The organism is Spirillospora sp. CA-108201 (assembly GCF_050936235.1).
Lineage (GTDB): Bacteria > Actinomycetota > Actinomycetes > Streptosporangiales > Streptosporangiaceae > Spirillospora.
In genome coordinates, this window is the sequence record NZ_JBNJNE010000001.1 from 3,947,546 (window position 1) to 3,965,547 (window position 18,002).

Consider the following 18,002-nt stretch of genomic DNA (forward strand, 5'->3'; position numbering starts at 1 on the left):
GCCCGGGGCGGGACGGTGTTCACCGAGCCGCAGATCCACGCGTGGTACCGGCTGAAGGACGGCCGGGTCACCGCGCTCAACGACACCGCCGCGTCGTCGGTCGGCAGGTCCGGCGTCACGGTGGCGGCGTACCGGAGGCTCGTGCGCTCCCGGTACGCCGACAAACTCCCGGGCTCCGCCTATCAGCGGTCCGGGCAGCTCGGCGGATTCTCGCCCGCGACCGGCGTCGGCGGTCCGGCGCCGGACCGGGGCCCGGCGCCCGCTCTGCTGGCGCTGGGCGCGGGCGGCGCGGTGACCGCCGCGGGCGTCGCCGTCGTGCGGCGCCGCCGCCAGGGCGGCTACTAGCCGCCCTCCTGCGGGCTCCGGGAACCGCCCCCTCCCCGGGACCCGCATCGCCGCCCGTCCCCGCGCCCGGCACCGGGCACGCGGGGACGGGCAGCGCCGGGTGCGCCTCGGGATGCTCGTCCCACCAGTCGCCGTAGGCGCGCTGGGCCCGGACGAGGTCCAGGTAGACGGCGTCGAAGACGCCGCGCAGCCGGGCCGCCGCCCGCTCGGCCCCGGGTCGCCACATCAGGACGACCCGCTGGCCGAGCGGGTCGCCGGTGATCCGGCGGAACGCGACCCCGTCGCGGGGGGCCGCGGTCGGCTGGTAGATGCCGACGGCGCGACCGGACCGGATGAGCGAGGCCGAGATCTGCCAGTCCGTCGCCCAGTACCTGACCCGCGGCTGGAACCCCGCCTCGGCGCACACGCCGCGCAGGTAGGCGGGCCAGGGGCCGTCGTCGAGCGGGTCGTCGATCCAGTCGTGGTCGGCGAGGTCGGCCAGGTCGACGGTCGCGCCGGCGGCGAGGGGGCTGGAGCAGGACATCCCGACGAGCGCCGGCTCGCACTCGACGAGCACGAGCCGCTCCAGGCCGTCGTGCGGCCGGGGCGGATGGCCGACGGGCTCCTGGAACAGTCCGATGTCGAGGGTGCCGGAGCCGAGCAGCGCGGGGATGCGCCCGCCGCCGGGGTCGACGCGCAGGTGCAGCCGCGACTCCGGGGACAGCGAGCCGAGATGGTCGCTGAGCCGGGTGAGCGCCGGGCACGCCTGCACCCCGACCCGCAGCATCGGCAGGGCGGCGGGGTCGCGGAGCCGGTGCGCGAGCGCGGCGTTCAGGTCGTCGATGCTCGCCAGCGCCGCCCGGGCGCGGGTGGCGACCTCGGCGCCGACCGGCGTCGGCGTGACGCCCTCCGGGGAGCGGACGAACAGCTGCACGCCGAGGTGGCCCTCGACCCGGCGCAGCATGGTGCTGACGGCGGGCTGGGTGAGGCCGAGCCGCGCGGCGGCCTTGCTGATGCTGCCGGTCGCGGCGATCGCCTCGATCATCCTGAGGTGGTGGGGGCCGAGGTCCACGGGCGCGCTCCTGACCGTCTCTACGCCCCGTCCGGTGATTTCAGCCGCATCGTAACCCGGGACCGGTCCGGGCAGAGTGGAAATCCGTGCCCGTCACCGGGAGGCGCCGTGCCGGCGCAGTTCGCGCGGGCTGACGCCGTAGCGCTGCCGGAACGCGTGGCTGAGGGCGCTGGCCGAGGAGAACCCGGTGGCGTGCGCGAGGTCGGTGATGGTGACGTGCCGGTCGAGGGGGTTGCGCAGCCGGTCGCGGACGAGGCGGAGCCGCTCCTCGCGGATCAGCTCGCGGGGCGTGGTCCCGGCGCGCTGCAGCGCGAGCTGCACCTGCCGCAGCGACCAGCCGAGGTCCTGCGCCATCGCGGCGCCGGTGAGCCCGGGGTCGGTGGCGTGCTCGCGGACGTAGCGGCGCGCGACCGCCTCCACCTCGGCGAGGTGGCCCGGCGCGGGCGGGCGCTCGTCCCCGGCGAGCATCAGGCACAGCAGCTCGGTGATCCGGTCGCAGGCGGCGTCGAACTGCGGCCCGCTGAGGCTGCGGCGCTCCTCGCCGACGGCCCGCACCATGTCGGCGACGACGCGGCCGAGGCCGGCGGACAGGTCGAGGCCCGTCACCGGGAGGGGCGGGCCGCACAGCCGGCCGTCCATCTCGCGGGCCGGGATGGTCATGACCAGCACGCGGGCCGGGCGCGGCTGGACGACCCGGAACGGCGCCGCGGGCGCGATGAGGGCGCCGGCGCCCGGGCCCAGCCGCGCCTCGCGCCCCTCCTGTATCATGATCATCTCGCCGCGCAGCGGGAGCAGGAACCGGTAGCCCCGGTCGCGGTGCGCCTGCCCCGGGGTGCGGACGTACTCCGCCCGCTCCGACAGGTTCAGCACGAGCCGGTACTCGGCGCCGCACGGTCCGGACGGCCCGCCGAGCACGTCGTCCACCCAGGCCCTCCGACCCCGCCGCCGTAGATCACTTCCGGCCCGAGCGTAGTACGCCGCCACCAGCAAATCAGGCGAATCCATCGGAAAGTAACGCGTTTCAGACGGTGGGTGATCTTGCGATGCGCCCGGCGGCAAGTTCTCTGCGCGCCCGCACAAGCGCGCCCCCGCCCACCCGTCCTACGGTGCCGAAACCGCGGCGCATCCGCGCCGTCCCCCACCAGCCATGAGGCGGTCCGCCGGGTGTCGCAGACACCGGCCGGACCCACCTCGCCGAAGACCCCTGCACCGAGGATCTGATGGAGCAATTCCTCTTGGCGGCGGCGCTCGTCGTCGTGGCGGGCGCCGGCATCGCGGCCGCCGCCCTGCTGGTACGCCAGCGGCGGGAGACCGACGACCTGCGCGCGCAGAACGCCGTCCTTGCCCGCGGGCTCGACCTGCGCGAGAAGGAGATGCGGCACCTCGCGGACGTCCGGCTGCCCGAGCTCATGGAGTCCCTGCACAACCCCGGAGTGCGCGTCACCGGCCCGCTGCACGACCTGGACCGCGAGGCGCCCGCCTACGGGCAGGCGCAGCGGACCGTCACCGAGCTGTTCGCCGGGTCCGCCGCGCGCGTCCGGGAGCGGGCCGACCTGTCGGCCAAGTCGACGCTGCGGGCGATGATGCGCGCCGTGCAGAGCCTCGCCAACGAGCAGCAGCTCGCCATCTCCGACATGCAGGACCGCCACGACGACCCCGAGGTGCTGGAGGGCCTGCTCCGTGTCGACCACATGAACGCCCAGCTCGGGCGGCGCGCCCAGGCCACCGCCGTGCTGTGCGGGTCGTGGCCGGGCCAGCAGCGCTCGGCGTCGTCGATGAGCGACGTGGTGCGCGGCGCGACCTCCCGCATCCGCGACTACCTGCGGGTCAACATGCAGGGACCGGTGAACACCGCGGTGACCAGCCGGGCCGTGGAACCGATCGTGCTGACCCTGGCCGAGCTGCTGGACAACGCGGCGCGCCACTCGCGCCCCGACACCACCGTCGAGGTCAACTTCCAGTCCACCCACAACGGCGTCGCCATCATGATCGACGACGCCGGGGTCGCGATGGACGCCGAGGAGCTGCAGCGCGCGGCCGACCTGCTGTCCGGCGACGCCTCGGTGGACATCCACCGGCTCGGCGACCCGCCCCGCGTCGGGTTCGCGGTGGCGGGCGTCCTCGCCGCGCGGTACGGCTTCCGGGTGTCGGTCGACACCCGCTCCCCCTACGGCGGCGTGCGTGCCGTCGTGTTCGTGCCGTCCACGCTGCTCACCGACCTCCCGGGCGAACGGGCCCCCGAGCCTCCCGCCGCGTCCCGCCCGGCCGGGGAGAGCCCCGCGCCCGCCGAGCGGACGGACGTCCCCGCCACCCCCGGAGGGCTGCCCAAGCGCACCCGCGTCGCGGTCGCCGAGCGCCCCGCCGGGGAACAGGAGCCGCCCGCCGCGCCGGACGCGGCGGCGCAGCCGCCGCCGCTCAGGCCGGCCCGGGAGACCGCCGCGGGCCTCGGCGCCTGGCAGCGCGGGACGCGGTCCGGCCGCGCCTCGACGCCGTCCGACGGCGAGGGCCCCGGTATCGAGAGCAAGGACCTGCGGCCATGAACGAGGGATGGAACGGCGCGATGGACGACGGTACGAACCGGCTCGGCTGGATGCTGGACGACGCGCTGCGGATGCCGGAGACCCGCTACGCGATCCTGCTGTCCGCCGACGGGCTGCTCATGGCGCACTCCGAGCGGATCAGCGTGGACGAGGCGGAGCGGCAGGCCGCGGGCATGGCGGGCCTGCAGTCGCTCGCCCGCAGCACCGCGGAGTTCTGCGGGGACTCCGGCACGACCTGGCGGCAGACGGTGAACGAGTTCGACGACGGCTACGTCTTCCTCGTCGCCGCCGGCCCCGGCGCGTACCTGGCGGTGTCGGCGACCCAGCACGTCGACATGGAGACCGTCTCGTTCCGGCTCCAGGAGCTCGTGCAGCGGCTGGGCAAGGAGTTGACCACCCCGCCGCGGCCGGGCACGGGCCGTCCCGCATGACCCCGCGCCGCAGCAGGCGGGCCCTGGTCCGCCCGCACGTCGTCACCGGCGGGCGGGCCCATCCCACCCGCAACGTGTTCGACCTCGTCACCCTCGTGACCGCGACCGGCGACCTGCCGCGCACCGGCCTGTCCCCCGAGAAGCTGCGCATCGTCGAGCTGTGCCGCGGCGGCGCGCTGTCGGTCGTCGAGATCTCCGGTCATCTGAGCCTGCCCGTCGGGCTCACCAAGGTCCTGCTGTCCGACCTCGTCGACAGCGGGCACCTCGCCACCCGGGCCGCCGCGCCCGCCGCCCAGCCGTCCAAGGCCCGGCTCCTCCAGGAGGTGCTCGATGGACTCCGCGCTCGCCTCTGACACCCCCTACCTGCGCGAGAGCGTCCGGACCGCCGTCAAGGTCCTCATCGTGGGGCACTTCGCCGTCGGCAAGACGACCTACGTCGGGACGCTGTCGGAGATCCGCCCGCTGCGGACCGAGGAGCGGATGACGCAGGCCGGGGCCGCCGTGGACGACCTCGCCGGCATCAAGGACAAGACGACCACGACCGTCGCGATGGACTTCGGCCGCCTCACCCTCAGCGACGACCTCGTGCTGTACCTGTTCGGCGCGCCGGGGCAGCAGCGCTTCACCCGGCTGTGGGACGACCTCGCCCGCGGCGCCCTCGGCGCGCTGATCCTGGTGGACACCGCCCGCCTCCAGGAGTCGTTCGCCGTCATGGACATCGTGGAGAAGCAGGGCCTGCCGTACGCGGTCGCCGTCAACCACTTCGAGGGCGCGCCGCGGTTCCCCGAGGCCGAGGTGCGCGAGGCCCTCGACCTCGCGGCGTCGACGCCGCTCGTCAGCTGCGACGCCCGCGACCGCGTCTCCTCCACCGAGGCGCTCATCTCGCTCGTCGACCACCTCCTCACCCTGGACGGGGAGCAGCCATGACCATCGACCGCACGGCGCCCGTTCGCGTCCCGCTGTACGGCCCGGAGTTCGCCAAGGACCCCCAGTCCGCCTACGCCCGGATGCGCGAGCACGGCGACCTCGCGCCCGTCGAGCTGGCGCCGGGCGTGCCGGCGACGCTCGTCCTCGGCTACGACGCCGCGCTGGAGATCCTGCGCGACCCGGCCACGTTCCCGCGCTGCAGCGAGGTCTGGGAGGAGGCCGTCGGCCCCGAGTGCCCGGTGCTGCCGATGATGATGTCGCGGCCCAACGCGCTGTTCACCAACGGCGCCGTGCACGCCCGCCTGCGATCGGCGATCGTCGACAGCCTGGACCGGGTCGACCCGGTGTCGCTGCGCGAGTACGTGGAGCGCAGCGCCGACACCCTCATCGACCGGTTCTCCGGCGACGGCAAGGCCGACCTCATCGGCCAGTACGCGCGCATGGTGCCGCTGCTGGTGTTCAACGAGATCCTCGGCTGCCCACCCGAGATCGGCGACAAGCTCCTGCGCGGCATGAACGCGATCTTCGACACCGTCTCCGCCGAGGAGGGCAACGCGCTGCTCGGGGAGGCGGCCGGCGAGCTGGTCGCGAGCAAGCGCGCCAACCCGGGCGCGGACGTGACGTCCTGGATGCTGAGCCACCCCGCCGGGCTCGACGACCTGGAGACGATCCACCAGGTCATCCTGCTGATGGGGGCCGGGACCCAGCCGGAGCAGAACCTCATCGCCAACGGCGTCCTGCTGCTGCTCTCCGACGACCGGTTCGGGGGCGACCTGTCCGGCGGCGCCATGCCCGTCGAGGACGCGCTCGACGAGATCCTCTGGACCGACCCTCCGATGGCCAACTACGGGACGACCTTCCCCCGCCAGGACATCGACTTCCACGGGTACCGGCTGCCCGCCCACCAGCCCGTCCTGGTCAGCTACGCCGCCGCGAACACCGACCCGTCCCGGGGGATCGCCGACCGCCGCGGCAACCGCGCCCACCTGTCCTACGCGGGCGGCCCGCACACCTGCCCGGCGAGGAGCCACTCCCGGCTCATCGCGTCCGTCGCGGTCGAGAAGCTCCTCGACCGGCTCCCCGACGTGGAGCTGGCCGTCCCCGTGGAGCACCTGGAGTGGCGGCCGGGCCCGTTCCACCGGGCCCTCACCACCCTCCCGGTCATCTTCCCGCCGGACCAGGCCCTTCCGTAGCGGCGCGCAGCGCGCCGATGACGGCGGCGAGCTGCGTGACCAGGCCGGCGACGCCGGCCTGGTCGACGCCGTTGACGGTGACGGTGCGCAGCTCGTCGGGCTTGGGCAGCTTCGCCATGATCTCCGGCAGCGACGCGATGAGCCGCGCCTGGAGGGCCGCCGGCGTCCGCTCGTTCTCCAGCGCGGCGCGGGCGGCGTCCCGCTCCAGGTCGAGCAGCGCCTGCTCGTGCCGCGACCGGGCCCGCAGGTCGGCGAGCGCCAGCTCGCCCTCGGCGCGCAGCCGGGCCAGCTCGTGGTCGCGCTCGATGCGCAGCCGGCCCGTCTCGGCCTCCTCCTCGTGCCGCTCCCGCTCCATCCGCAGCTCGTGCCGCGTGGTCTCGGTCTGGAGCTCGGCGACCTCGCGGGAGTCGTCGTGCTCGCGCCGGGTGCGGCGCAGCCGCTCGCCCGCCTCGGTGTCGAACAGCTGCGACTCGTTGCGGGCGCGCAGCTCGGCGAGCTCGCGCTCGTGCTCCAGCCGCTGCGTCTCCTTGATCCGCGCGGCGGTCATCTCCCGCTGCGCGACGGCCTCCTCGGCCTCCAGCTCCGCCAGCCGCGCGATCTGCCCCTGCTCGGCCCGGTAGGGCTTCTGCAGGTTCTCCCAGAGCCGCGAGGAGCTGACCACGGCCTCCTTGATCTGCACCGTGACGATCCGCAGGCCGAGACCCTGGTCGCTGTTGTCCTCGCCCTCGGCGACCGCGCGCAGCCGGGCCGTCAGCTCCTCGATGATCGGCTGCTTGTCGCTGAGGACGTCGCGCACCCCCAGCGTGGCGACCTTGTCCTTGATCGCCGCCTCGGCCTGCTCGCGGAGCTGGAGGTTCACCAGCCGCATCGGGTCGTGGCCGCCGAAGTCGAGCTTGCGGTAGGCGGTGCCGAAATCCTGGATGATCCACTGCACGTAGCCCTGGACGAGCACGCCCTGCAGCTCCCGGCAGATGCAGTACGCGTTGATCAGGATCGTCTGCGTCGCGCCCGGCACCACGAGGAAGGAGTCGGTGGACGGGTTGAACCGGAACGACACCCCGAGGCCGATGTGCAGCGGCTCGTCGCGCCCGCGCCGCGTGTGCACGACGAACGCGTTCGGCGGGACGAGGACGTTCTTCCACCGCCAGAACCCGCTGATCCGCACGTCCACGGGCCCCGGGCCGGGGCGCTCGGCGGGCGCCGCGCCGCCGAGCGCGCGGTCGCGCTTGGCCAGCGGTCCCGGCGCCGGGACCGCGCCGGGCGCGCCCGGAGGCGGCGGCGGGGAGCGCCTGGCCTTCAGGTCGTCCTCCAGCACGGCCTGCTGCGCGACGACCTTGTCCAGATAGCTGTTGCCCTGGTCTGAGGCGCTCATCTCGCTCCCCCGGAATTCGGTGTGGCCGTTACATTAATGAACCTTTTACTGGGATGCGTGCGTATTCGCGGTCGTGGTGACACACGAGGCGAGAACGGCGGGCGAGGAGAAGCGGCGGGAAGCGGGCGGGACGGACCTGCCGATGCTCGCGATCGGGGCCGGAGCGATCGCGCTGGTCGTCCTCGCGCTCGCCGTGCGGGTCGGCGGCGCGTTCGGCGAGACCGCGGCGCCGGGACTCTCCCAGGCGGGGGCGCTGACCAAGACCGGCCTGGTGACGGCGCGGCTGGGCGGCAACGCCGCCGCCGTCCTGACCGTGGGCTGGCTGCTCGTCGCGGCCGTGCTCGCCCCCGGCACGCCCGCCGCGCGGCGGTGCCTGCGCGCCGTGTCGATCACCGCCACGGCCTGGGCGGCGTGCACGCTGGCGCTGATCCTGTTCACCGTCCTCGACCTGTTCGGGGTGGGCGTCACGAAGGTCACCGGCGGCATGATGCGGACGTTCCTCGTCGAACTGCCCCAGGGGCGGGCCCTGTTCCTCGTCCTCGCCGCGACGGTCGCCGTGTCGGTCGCGGCGGGCCTCCCCCGCGCGACCGGCGGGGCCGGGTACCTGCTGGCGGGCGCGCTCGCCGGGATGATGCCGCCGCTGTTCACCGGGCACGCCGCGAGCGGCGCGGACCACGCCCTCGCCGTCTACAGCCTCGTCGTCCACATCGCGGGCGCCGCGCTGTGGATCGGCGGGCTGGTCGCCCTGGTCACGGTCGCGCCGTCCGTCGGCGACCGGCTCCCCCGCGTCGCCGAGCGCTACAGCGGGCTGGCGCTGGCGTCGTTCGCCGCCGTCGGCGTCAGCGGCGCGGTGAACGCGTGGGTGCGGCTCGGCGGCCTCCACCTCGGGTCGCGGTACGGGGCGCTGGTCGTCGCGAAGGCCGTCGCGCTCGCCGTCCTCGGCGCGCTCGGCTGGTGGCACCGCCGCGCCACCCTCCCCGCCCTGCGCGGCGGGAGGGGCGCGCGGCCCTTCCTGCGGCTCGGCGCCGTCGAGATCCTCGTGATGGCAGCGACGACGGCGCTCGCGACCGGGCTGTCCCGCACGCCGCCGCCGGAGGTCGCGCCCGGCACACTGGACGTCGTCGCGCTGCGGCTCGGGTTCCCGCCGCCCGGTCCCGCCGGCGTCCGGCCGCTCCTGCTCGACTGGTGGATCGACCCGCTGTTCCTCGTGCTCGTCGCCGCCGGCGCCGTCCTCTACGGGACGGGCGTCGCGCGGGTGCGCGACTGGCCGTGGCGGCGGAGCCTGTCGTGGGCCGCCGGGCTGCTCGTCGTGCTCCTCGCCACCTGCGGAGGGCTCTCCCGGTACAGCATGGTCCTGTTCAGCGCCCATGCCGTCCAGCACGTTCTGGTCGGCCTGGCGGCGCCCGTCCTCCTGCTGTACGGGGCGCCTCTCCGGCTGGCGCTGAAGGCGACGCGGGGCGAAGGCGCGGTGCTGCTCGCCGCCGCCGCCGGGAGCAGGGGCGTCCGGGTGCTCACCGACCCCGTCACCGCGTCGGCGCTGCTCCTGCTCAGCCTCTACGCGTTCTACCGCGCGCCGCTGTTCGGGGCGTCCCTCGGCGACCACGCCCTGCACTCGCTGGCGCTCGCCGCCTTCCTCGTCGTCGGGCTCGCCTACTTCCACGGGACGGCCGGGACGCTGATGCCGTTCGCCCTCCTGCCGCTCCACGCCATCGCCGGGACCGCCCTGATGCGGGACGGGACCGTTCTCGGCGGCTGGTACGAGCATCTCGGCCGCCGCTGGGGCGCGTCACCGGCGGCCGACCAGCACCTCGGCGCCCTGCTGCTCTGGACGGCGGCCGCGGCCGTCACCCTCGCCGTCGCGGCGGCCCACGGGCGCTACAGGCGGGGCCCCCGGTCCACGACGCGGCTGAGCGCCTCCACCACCGTCGGGTCGTACTCGGAGGCCGAGTCCAGCCGCAGCCTCTCCAGCACGGCGGCGCCCCGGTCGCGGTCGGAGGAGTCGCCGACCAGGTCGTCGTAGGCGTTGGCCACCTTGATGATGCGGCCGGCGAGCGGCGGCGGGAGCGGCCGCTCCCCGGAGTCGCCGGAGGGCTCGCGTCCCGTCCGGTAGGGGTGCGACGACAGCTGGACGATGTGCGCGACCCGGTCCAGGACCCCCGTCTGCTTGATCACCTCGGCGCCGAGCTCGGCGATGCGGCGCTGCTCGGCCGGCGACGCCAGCACCGTCGCGCCGCCCGGGATCGGGTCGCCGAGCGACAGCTGCCCGATGTCGTGCATGAGGGCCGCGTACTCCAGTTCGAGCAGCTCCTCCTCCGACATCCCGAGCTCGCGCCCCATCGCCACCGCGAGCTTGGACACCCGGTGCGAGTGCCCCGCCTCCACGTAGCCGCCGACCTCGGTGACGCGCGACAGCGCCCGGACCGTCTGCAGGTAGGTCGCGCGGATCCCGGCGTAGCGGCGGAACGCGAACTGCGTCACCAGGATCGGCACCGTGAAGATCAGCAGCGCGGCCTCGCCCATCGCCGTGGTGGAGACCGCGATGAGCATGGCGGTCGCGCTGGTGGCGGCGCACAGCGCCATCTTCGCGTCGATCTCGTCGCGCAGCGCGATGCCGAACCGCGCCCGCACGGCCTCCGCGCGGATCATCGCGGCGATCAGCATGTCGGTGAAGCAGGACAGCACCACGACGCAGCACATGACGGCCAGCAGCAGCTGCCAGGGCAGGTCCAGGGACAGCAGCGGCCGGAAGCACAGCGCGACGACCGCGACGGTGAACAGCCGCCGCGCCATCGCGTCGGGCCGCGGCGACCGGCCGACCGCGACGTGCGGCAGCGAGCCGACCAGCATCCCGGCCGCGGCGACGGCGACGACCTGGAGCGCGGAGTGCTCGGCCGCCACGACGCCGAGCGGCGCGCCCGGCGCGGCGCCCTCCGGGCCGAGGCCGACCAGCAGCGCGTACCCCATCGCGCCGGCGGTGGCGATCGGCGCGACCTCCCGGTTGCCCGGCATCACCATGCGGAACAGCTCGCCCAGCGCGATCAGCACGCCGAAGATGATCGCCACGTCGGGCTGGTCCAGCCCGACCACGGCGACCTCGGCGATCGCGACGATGACGAACAGCCCGGCGGTGGCGATCAGCAGCAGCTGGCCGGAGTCGATGGTCTGCCACGCGGCCCGGTCGCGGGCCCGCGCCTCTCCGGTCATGGACGCCCCGTCACTGCCGCACCCCGTCTCCGCCGGCGACCCGCAGCGGCGTGCTCGGGTCGTCGTTGTCCTGCTGCGTGGTCTCGACGACGTCGTCGTCCGGCAGCACGACCGGCCGCGGCGGCTCCCAGCCCTCCCGCTCCAGCGCCCGCAGGAACGCCTCGACCATCGCGGGGTCGAAGTGGTCGCCCATCCCGCGGCGCAGCTCCTCGACGGCCTCGTCCTTGGTGCGGGCCGCGCGGTAGGAGCGGGTCGAGGTCATCGAGTCGAACGCGTCCGCGACGGAGATCACCCGGGCGAACTCGGGTATCTCGTCGCCCGCGAGGCCCATCGGGTAGCCGCGGCCGTTCATCTTCTCGTGGTGGTGCATGATGCCGGCGAGCGCCTCGTCCAGGAAGCCGATCTCGCGAACGATCTCCAGCCCGCGCATCGGGTGCAGCTGGATCGCGGCGAACTCCTCCTCGGTGAGCGAGCCGGACTTCTGCAGCACCTTCGTCGGGACGCCGAGCTTGCCGACGTCGTGCAGCATCCCCGCGTAGCGGATGGCCTCGACCCGGTCCGCGCGCATCCCGATCTCCTGGGCGATCATCACCGAGCCGCGGGAGACGCGCTCGGAGTGGCCGCGGGTGTAGAAGTCCTTGGTCTCGACCGCCTGGCACAGCGCGGCGAGCGTCGCGGCATGCGCCTGCTGCTGGGCGTACGCCTGGTCCATGGCCCAGCGGGCGATGAACAGCGGGAGCAGGACGAGCACGGCCGCGAACGGCCCGACCCGCGGCCACAGCCCGGCGATCAGCAGGCCGACCATGCCGTAGCCGAGGCAGCCGACGGCGAGCTGACCGCTCTCGCGCAGCAGCTCGCGCGGCGAGGCCTGCCGGCTGAGCAGCAGCACCCCGGCCATCAGCGCCAGGTTCACCAGGACGAACGCGACCAGCGCGCCGAGGAACGGCCCGATGACGTTCTCGACCCAGCGGGCCTTCTCGGGATGGAAGCGGTCACCGTCCAGGAGGTTGAACACCGTCCCGGCCATGAAGCCGCTGAGCGCGAACTGCGCGCCGTTGAAGAGCCGCTTGACCGGGGCGAAGAACCGCTGCCCGGTGACCAGCGCGCAGAGGCCGAGCAGCGCGGCGCCGACCGGGCCGAGCAGCACCACCGACGCCAGGCTCGCGGCGAAGCTCAGCGACACCCTGGCCCGCGTGATGTTCAGCCGCGCGGGCGCCGAGTCGCAGATCAGGAACAGCAGCGCCAGGACGGCGAGCTTCGTCCAGTCGAGATCCGTGAAGGACGACGTCGCGATGAGGCCCGCCGCGAGCGCGACCACACCGCAGACGTACGCCCAGGCAGCGAGAGGTAGTCCACGCATTGCCGCCCCTCGGGGAGTGACGAGTTGGCAGGCCGCCACCGGGCTCACATGTGCCTGCCGGCACCTAGACCCAGGACACGCCCTTGGTCATCATCAGCGACGACGACGACGGGACGCTCGGGCGCCGCCCGTGTCCATGCGGTGTCACGCGCTTGAGCATGGCTCCTTGCCTCCCCCCAGCCGAGCCGGGCCGGCCGGCCTCGCGGCCGGCCACCGGGACCGGTGAGGTCCAGGTTCTCCCGGGCGAGCACGTACCCCGAATTCCTCGGAGTGCACGCGCTCCGTCACTGATTTCGGCATAAGCCTAACGCGGACTGCCCAGGTCACACAGGCATGCAGGAAAACGTGAGCAAAGCGTGAACCAATCGTCACCTTAGGTGATCAATTGTCCTGGTTGAAAATCCAATCACCGCCACCCTATCCGGCCTGCACAAACCGGGTGCACAATCTCTCTGCACAATCTGAATGCACGTGCATCCGCGAATGCATCGGCGGAATTCCGTAAAGGTCGGCTAACGCGGCTCCGGAAGTTTAGGAAGAGGGGACCAATCAGCGGCCGGCGGGGTTCCGTTCCCGTGCCCAGGCGACCGTCTCCGCGAGTCCTTCGGGCAGGCCCACCGCCGGCTCCCAGCCGAGCGCCTCCCGCGTCCGCCGCGGCTCGATCGCCATCGCCGGCAGGTCGCCCAGCCGGGACGGCGCGAACTCCGGGTCGTCCGGCGCGCCCGCCGCCCCGGCGACGAGCGCGTGCAGCTCGCGGTCGGTCGTCTGGAGGCCGGTGCCCACGTTGAGGCGCAGCCCGCCGCCCGCATCCCCCGCCGCGCGGGCGAACGCGTCCACCACGTCCCCCACGTAGACGTAGTCGCGGGTCTGGGTGCCGTCACCGAAGACCCGGGTCGGGCGGCCCGCCAGCAGCGCGTCCGTGAAGATCGAGACGACCCCCGCCTCGCCCTCCGGCGTCTGCCGGGGACCGTAGACGTTCGCCAGCGTCAGCGTCGTGAAGTCGATGCCGTGCAGCTGCCGGTACATCCCGGCGTAGACCTCGCCGGCGACCTTCGAGGCCGCGTACGGGGACGCGGGCCGCAGCTCGGCGTCCGGCGGGACGGGCAGCGCGTCCGGCACCCCGTACACGGCGCAGCTGGAGGTGTACACGACCTTGCGCGCGCCCGCCGCCCGCGCGGCCTCCAGGACGTTGGCGGTCCCGACCACGTTGGTCCTGGCGTCGCCCAGCGGGTCGCCCACGCTGACCCGCACGCTCACCTGCGCGGCGAGATGGAGGACGACCTCGGGGCGGCGGGCCGCCGCGCGCTCGGCGAGCGCCGGGTCGGCGACGTCCATCTCCCAGAACTCGACCCCGGGCCGGACGTTGGCGCCCGACGACAGGTCGTCCACCCCGACGACCTCGTGGCCGTCCGCGAGGAGCCTGTCGACGAGATGGGACCCGATGAATCCGGCCGCGCCGGTGACGAGTGTCAGCACACCGGAAAGATACCGGCGGTCAGACGTTCTCCGGCTTGCCGGCGCCCCCGGCGGCCGGGACCTCGGCGCCCCCGGCGGCCGGAACCTCGCCGCCCCCGGACGCCTGGATCTCGCCGCAGATCTCCTCGATGCGGCCGAGCACCTTGGCGCGCAGGTCGGTCGGGGCCTGCTCGCACCCGCACGACTTGTTCACGAGCTTCTTGACGGCCTCTTCGAGGCCGTACTCGCGCAGGCACGGCCCGCACTCGTCGAGGTGCTGGCGCACCTCGCCGCAGCCGCCCTGGTCGAGCTCGCCGTCGAGGTAGGTGTACACGCGGGCGAGCACCTCGTCGCAGGGCGTGTCGTGGTGGTTGCCGCAGCTCATGTCGACCCCCTGCTCGCGCGGGTGAGCCCGCGCTCGTCGGCGTAGTCCTCAAGCATGCCGCGCAGCTGGCGCCGGCCGCGGTGCAACCGGGACATCACCGTGCCGATGGGCGTGCCCATGATCTCGGCGATCTCCTTGTAGGCGAACCCCTCGACGTCGGCGAGGTAGACGGCGATGCGGAACTCCTCCGGGAGGTCCTGCAGCGCCCGCTTGACGTCGGAGTCGGGCAGGTGCTCCAGCGCCTCGGCCTCGGCGGACTTCAGGCCGCTCGACGTGTGCGACTCGGCGCGCGCGATCTGCCAGTCCTCGATGTCGTCGGTGGCGGCCTGCTGCGGCTGCCGCTGGCGCTTGCGGTAGGTGTTGATGAACGTGTTGGTCAGGATGCGGTAGAGCCAGGCCTTGAGGTTCGTCCCCTCCTTGAACTGGTGGAAGGACGCGAACGCCTTGGCGAACGTCTCCTGGACGAGGTCCTCGGCGTCGGCCGGGTTGCGCGTCATGCGCAGCGCGGCCGAATACAACTGGTCCAAGAACGGGAGCACGTCGCGCTGGAAGCGCTCCTGGCGCTGCTCCACGGTCTCCGCGGTGCCCGGTACCTGACCCACCCCCTCGGCTCTGGCGCCCGTGGCCTTGACCGGCCGGGCGGCGCCGTACCCCTCAGACGATATCGACCCCTCAGACGATATCGGTCCGCGCGGCCCGCCGACGCGGGCGGGGGCCCGCGCGTCGCCGCGAGGCGCCGTCGTGCCGGCTCTCCGCTGCTGATCGGCGACGGCTGTGGTCATCCGGCTCGCACCTCCGCTTTCGCTGGCCTGTGAGAGGGTGCAACACCGGAACGCCCCCGCCGATTCCCGGGTGGGGGCGGGCGCGCCGCAACCGGGTCGCCGGCTCCCGTCCCTCACTCAGGGTGATGACCGGCCCCGGACGGGGAAAGATGTGACATACACGGCTAGAACAGGAGTAATTGGTGCACTCGGTGCCTTCGGCGCGACCTTCCGAGCCCACCATCGCCAGCCTGCGGGACACCTCCGGTGACGAGTCAGGGGACTCCCTGGCGCGCTACTGGACCTTCTACGAGGCGGTGGCGGACGCCCAGCTCAACCGGTGGCTGCCGCGCAGGCCCTCCCGCGTCCTGGACATCTCGGGCGGCCAGGGACACAGCGCCGCCCGCGCCGCCGCGGCGGGCCACACGGTGCTGGAGGTGCGCGACCCCGAACGCCCCGGCCGGCCGGCGGCGGGCCGCCCCGGCGGCGCCGCGCGGACCGCCCGCACGGTCCCGCTCGTCGCCGACTCGGGCACCCTGTCCTACCTCGCCGACGCCTGCGTGGACGCCGTGATCGCCGAGAACCGCGTGCTGTCGCGGCACCTCGCCACCGAGGCCACGATCACCGAGATCGCCCGCGTGCTGCACCCCGGCGGCCGGGTCCTGCTGTGCGTCGACTCCCTCACCCTCGGGATGGCGCTGCTGGCCGAGCGCAACTACTGGGCGCACCTGTCGGACGTCCCGAGCGCCGAGGTCGTCCTCGTGCCCTGGCCGGACGGGACGATCACCCGCTCGTTCTCCTCCCACCAGCTCCGCGAACTGCTCGCCGACGCCGGCCTGGAGGTCGAGTGGATCCGGCCGCGCACGGCGCTGTCCCCCTCGACGGTCGAGCACGTCCTCGGCGAGTCGCCGCGGGCGCTGCAGCGCCTCGTCCGCACCGAACTCGGCGCCCAGCAGACCGACGAGTCGCTCGGCATCCATCTGCTGGCCAGCGCCCGGCGGCGCTGAAGCGCCCCGCCGTCCCGCCGCGCGCGGCGCAATTGCCGCGTCCGGGTCACTCCCGCGGAGAATGCCGATGGACCGGCCCGGTGGGGCCCCGCGTCAGAACAGCCCCCCGGAATGGTTGCCCGGACCATCCCCGGAATTTGCCGGTTCTATGAGTTCCGGGCCGTTGTTGCGCACGCTGTTGACCGCCTTCGACACCGGATAGGCGTCCATTGTCCCGGCCATGGCGGGAACGAGGAGGCCGCGCACCTGCTCGGTGTCGGTGAGCGCGGGGTCGAGCCAGGCGTCCCACCGGTCCGGCTCGACGACCATCGGCATCCGGTCGTGGATGCGGCCGAGGTCGTCCGGCGCGTCCGTCGTGATGACCGTGCAGGTCCAGACCCACTCGTCCTCGGGCGACTTCCACAACTCGTAAAGACCCGCCATCGCCATGACGGCGCCGTCCATAGGGCGGATGAAGTACGGCTGTTTCTGCGCCTTCTTCTCACCGCCGGCCGGGTCGGGCCCGTCGCCCTGGTCCTGGAGCGTGTACCACTCGAAGTAGCCGTCGGCGGGCAGCAGGCACCGGCGCCTGGCGAACGCCCGGCGGTAGGACGGCTTCTCGTGCACCGTCTCGACCCGCGCGTTGATCATGCGCGACCCGATCGACAGGTCCTTGGCCCAGGACGGCACCAGCCCCCACCGCACCGTCCGCAACTGGCGCACCGCGGGCGCCTCGTCGGGCTCGTCCTTCGGCCGCCGGTCGAGCACGACCGGGACCTGCTTGGTGGGGGCGACGTTGTAGTCGGCCTGGATGTCACCGTCGACCGCGTCGAGCTGCACCTGGAACTCGTCCAGCAGCTCCTGGCGCGCGCGGGTGGTGGCGTAGCGTCCGCACATGGGTCCCATCCTGCCGCGCTTGAGGCGCGGCGCGCTGGGCATGTAGCGGGTCATGCGACCCTTCACGACCATGGCCCGCCCGTTCGTGGCGGCGCCGTACATCATGACCGGCCTGGAGGCCCTCCGCGATCCGCGCGAACGCGCCGAGCGGGTCGGCCCGGCCGTCAAGCCCGTCGCCGACCGGATCGCCTGGCTGCCGAAGGACCCCGAGACCCTCGTCCGCATGCAGGGCGCGCTCAGCCTCGGCACCGGCGCGCTGCTGCTGACCGGGAAGTTCCGGCGCCTCACGACGCTGGTGCTCGCCGCCCAGCTCGTCCCCGCGCTGGCGACCGAGCACCGCTACTGGACCGAGAGCGACCCCGAGCGCCGCGCCAACGAGCGCTCCCACCTGCTGAAGAACGCCGGCATGTTCGGCGCGCTGCTCATGGTGGCGGCCGAGCCGCGCCGCTCGCCGCGCACCGCCGAGCTGCGCCGCGCCGTGCGGGAGACGCAGATCAGGAGCGGCGCCGAGGCCAAGGCGATGCGCCGCGAGGCCGCCGCGACGCTGCGGGAGGCGCGCCGGGAGGCGTCCCGCCAGGTGCGCGTCGCCCGCGCTGAGGGCGGGCGCAAGGCCGCCAGAGGCGCCGCAAAGGCGACCCGGCGCGCCAAGACCGCCAAGTCCGGCGGCATGTTCCGGCTCGGCAAGGCGAGCGGCAAGGCCGGCGGAGCGCTCAAGAGCGCCGGAGCCGGCGGCGCCGTCGTGGCGAGCAAGGCGGCAGAGAAGGCCGGCAAGGCGGGCAAGGCCAGAGGCCGGGCGGGCGGCCGGGCCGGAGGCGCGCTCAAGGGCGCCCTGGCCGCGGGGAGCGCGTTCAAGCTCGGCCGCGCCTCCAAGCAGGGCAGGGCCGCGCGAGCGGGGCATGCCGTCAAGGCCGGGACCGCGACGCAGGCGGCCAGGGCGGCCAAGGCCGGCCGGGCGGTCAAGGCGGAGACCGCCGCGCAGGCGGGCAAGGCCCTGCACGCGGTCAAACGCTGACTTCCCGAAGAGAACCTTAAAAGAGTCTCAAGAACATTGAACCGGGGGCCGGGGCGGTCCCGTACTGCCAGATGACCGCCCTT

Annotated in this window: 16 protein-coding genes and 1 pseudogene; 8 read left to right on the plus strand and 9 right to left on the minus strand. The window is 74.0% G+C overall.

The window, feature by feature from the left end; genetic code table 11:
• Window positions 1–115: 115 nt before the first annotated feature.
• Window positions 116–1,396, minus strand: coding sequence for a LysR family transcriptional regulator (locus ACQEU6_RS19160; protein WP_499333699.1), 1,281 nt, complete (start codon window positions 1,394–1,396; stop codon window positions 116–118).
• Between the two features lie 93 nt (window positions 1,397–1,489).
• Window positions 1,490–2,320, minus strand: coding sequence for a helix-turn-helix domain-containing protein (locus ACQEU6_RS19165; RefSeq protein WP_499333700.1), 831 nt, complete (start codon window positions 2,318–2,320; stop codon window positions 1,490–1,492).
• Window positions 2,321–2,616: 296 nt separating this feature from the next.
• Here ACQEU6_RS19165 and ACQEU6_RS19170 point away from each other — a divergent pair, with 296 nt between their 5' ends.
• The 5 genes from ACQEU6_RS19170 to ACQEU6_RS19190 are packed head-to-tail and all read left to right on the plus strand — an operon-like array spanning window position 2,617 to window position 6,487.
• Window positions 2,617–3,936 (plus strand): ATP-binding protein, encoded by a 1,320-nt coding sequence (locus tag ACQEU6_RS19170; RefSeq protein WP_499333701.1) that lies wholly within the window; start codon window positions 2,617–2,619, stop codon window positions 3,934–3,936.
• Entirely contained in the window at window positions 3,933–4,367 is a 435-nt protein-coding gene (locus ACQEU6_RS19175; protein WP_499333703.1) for a roadblock/LC7 domain-containing protein, read from the plus strand. The genes ACQEU6_RS19170 and ACQEU6_RS19175 overlap by 4 nt, the downstream gene beginning before the upstream one ends.
• Window positions 4,364–4,720, plus strand: a complete 357-nt coding sequence (locus ACQEU6_RS19180; RefSeq protein ID WP_499333705.1) for a DUF742 domain-containing protein — start codon at window positions 4,364–4,366, stop codon at window positions 4,718–4,720. Before ACQEU6_RS19175 ends, ACQEU6_RS19180 begins: the two co-directional genes overlap by 4 nt.
• Window positions 4,698–5,294 carry a GTP-binding protein gene (locus ACQEU6_RS19185; RefSeq protein ID WP_499333707.1) on the plus strand — a complete coding sequence of 199 codons (597 nt, stop codon included), beginning with the start codon at window positions 4,698–4,700 and terminating at the stop codon, window positions 5,292–5,294. Before ACQEU6_RS19180 ends, ACQEU6_RS19185 begins: the two co-directional genes overlap by 23 nt.
• Window positions 5,291–6,487 carry a cytochrome P450 gene (locus tag ACQEU6_RS19190; RefSeq protein ID WP_499333709.1) on the plus strand — a complete coding sequence of 399 codons (1,197 nt, stop codon included), beginning with the start codon at window positions 5,291–5,293 and terminating at the stop codon, window positions 6,485–6,487. Before ACQEU6_RS19185 ends, ACQEU6_RS19190 begins: the two co-directional genes overlap by 4 nt.
• Here the strand turns inward: ACQEU6_RS19190 and ACQEU6_RS19195 are convergent.
• Window positions 6,456–7,859 carry an SPFH domain-containing protein gene (locus tag ACQEU6_RS19195; RefSeq protein WP_499333710.1) on the minus strand — a complete coding sequence of 468 codons (1,404 nt, stop codon included), beginning with the start codon at window positions 7,857–7,859 and terminating at the stop codon, window positions 6,456–6,458. The genes ACQEU6_RS19190 and ACQEU6_RS19195 overlap by 32 nt on opposite strands.
• 631 nt (window positions 7,860–8,490) lie before the next feature.
• Between ACQEU6_RS19195 and ACQEU6_RS19200 the strand changes: the two are divergent.
• Window positions 8,491–9,717 (plus strand): annotated as a pseudogene (locus tag ACQEU6_RS19200) (bifunctional copper resistance protein CopD/cytochrome c oxidase assembly protein); the annotation flags it as partial.
• 17 nt (window positions 9,718–9,734) lie between these two features.
• Here the strand turns inward: ACQEU6_RS19200 and ACQEU6_RS19205 are convergent.
• The 5 genes from ACQEU6_RS19205 to ACQEU6_RS19225 all read right to left on the minus strand — a co-directional run bounded on the left by ACQEU6_RS19205 (window position 9,735) and on the right by ACQEU6_RS19225 (window position 14,865).
• Entirely contained in the window at window positions 9,735–11,063 is a 1,329-nt protein-coding gene (locus ACQEU6_RS19205; protein WP_499333711.1) for an HD-GYP domain-containing protein, read from the minus strand.
• A 10-nt stretch (window positions 11,064–11,073) separates the two neighbouring features.
• The gene (locus ACQEU6_RS19210; protein ID WP_499333713.1) at window positions 11,074–12,423 is read right to left on the minus strand and encodes an HD-GYP domain-containing protein; all 1,350 of its coding nucleotides are present in this window, start codon (window positions 12,421–12,423) and stop codon (window positions 11,074–11,076) included.
• A 549-nt stretch (window positions 12,424–12,972) separates the two neighbouring features.
• The gene (locus ACQEU6_RS19215; protein WP_499333714.1) at window positions 12,973–13,899 is read right to left on the minus strand and encodes an NAD-dependent epimerase/dehydratase family protein; all 927 of its coding nucleotides are present in this window, start codon (window positions 13,897–13,899) and stop codon (window positions 12,973–12,975) included.
• A gap of 19 nt (window positions 13,900–13,918) precedes the next feature.
• A complete protein-coding gene (gene rsrA, locus ACQEU6_RS19220) occupies window positions 13,919–14,263 on the minus strand; it encodes a mycothiol system anti-sigma-R factor (RefSeq protein WP_499333716.1) in 345 nt (114 codons plus the stop codon).
• Entirely contained in the window at window positions 14,260–14,865 is a 606-nt protein-coding gene (locus ACQEU6_RS19225) for a sigma-70 family RNA polymerase sigma factor (RefSeq protein WP_499333717.1), read from the minus strand. The genes rsrA and ACQEU6_RS19225 overlap by 4 nt, the downstream gene beginning before the upstream one ends.
• A gap of 362 nt (window positions 14,866–15,227) precedes the next feature.
• Between ACQEU6_RS19225 and ACQEU6_RS19230 the strand changes: the two genes are divergently transcribed.
• Window positions 15,228–16,031: a class I SAM-dependent methyltransferase gene (locus ACQEU6_RS19230; RefSeq protein WP_499333721.1), complete on the plus strand. Its 804-nt coding sequence runs from the start codon at window positions 15,228–15,230 to the stop codon at window positions 16,029–16,031.
• 93 nt (window positions 16,032–16,124) lie between these two features.
• Here ACQEU6_RS19230 and ACQEU6_RS19235 read toward each other — a convergent pair whose 3' ends face one another.
• A complete protein-coding gene (locus ACQEU6_RS19235) occupies window positions 16,125–16,907 on the minus strand; it encodes an SOS response-associated peptidase (RefSeq protein ID WP_499333723.1) in 783 nt (260 codons plus the stop codon).
• Between the two features lie 52 nt (window positions 16,908–16,959).
• On the opposite strand from ACQEU6_RS19235, the gene ACQEU6_RS19240 reads away from it, so the two are divergent.
• Window positions 16,960–17,919, plus strand: a complete 960-nt coding sequence (locus tag ACQEU6_RS19240; RefSeq protein WP_499333724.1) for a DoxX family membrane protein — start codon at window positions 16,960–16,962, stop codon at window positions 17,917–17,919.
• Window positions 17,920–18,002: the final 83 nt, after the last annotated feature.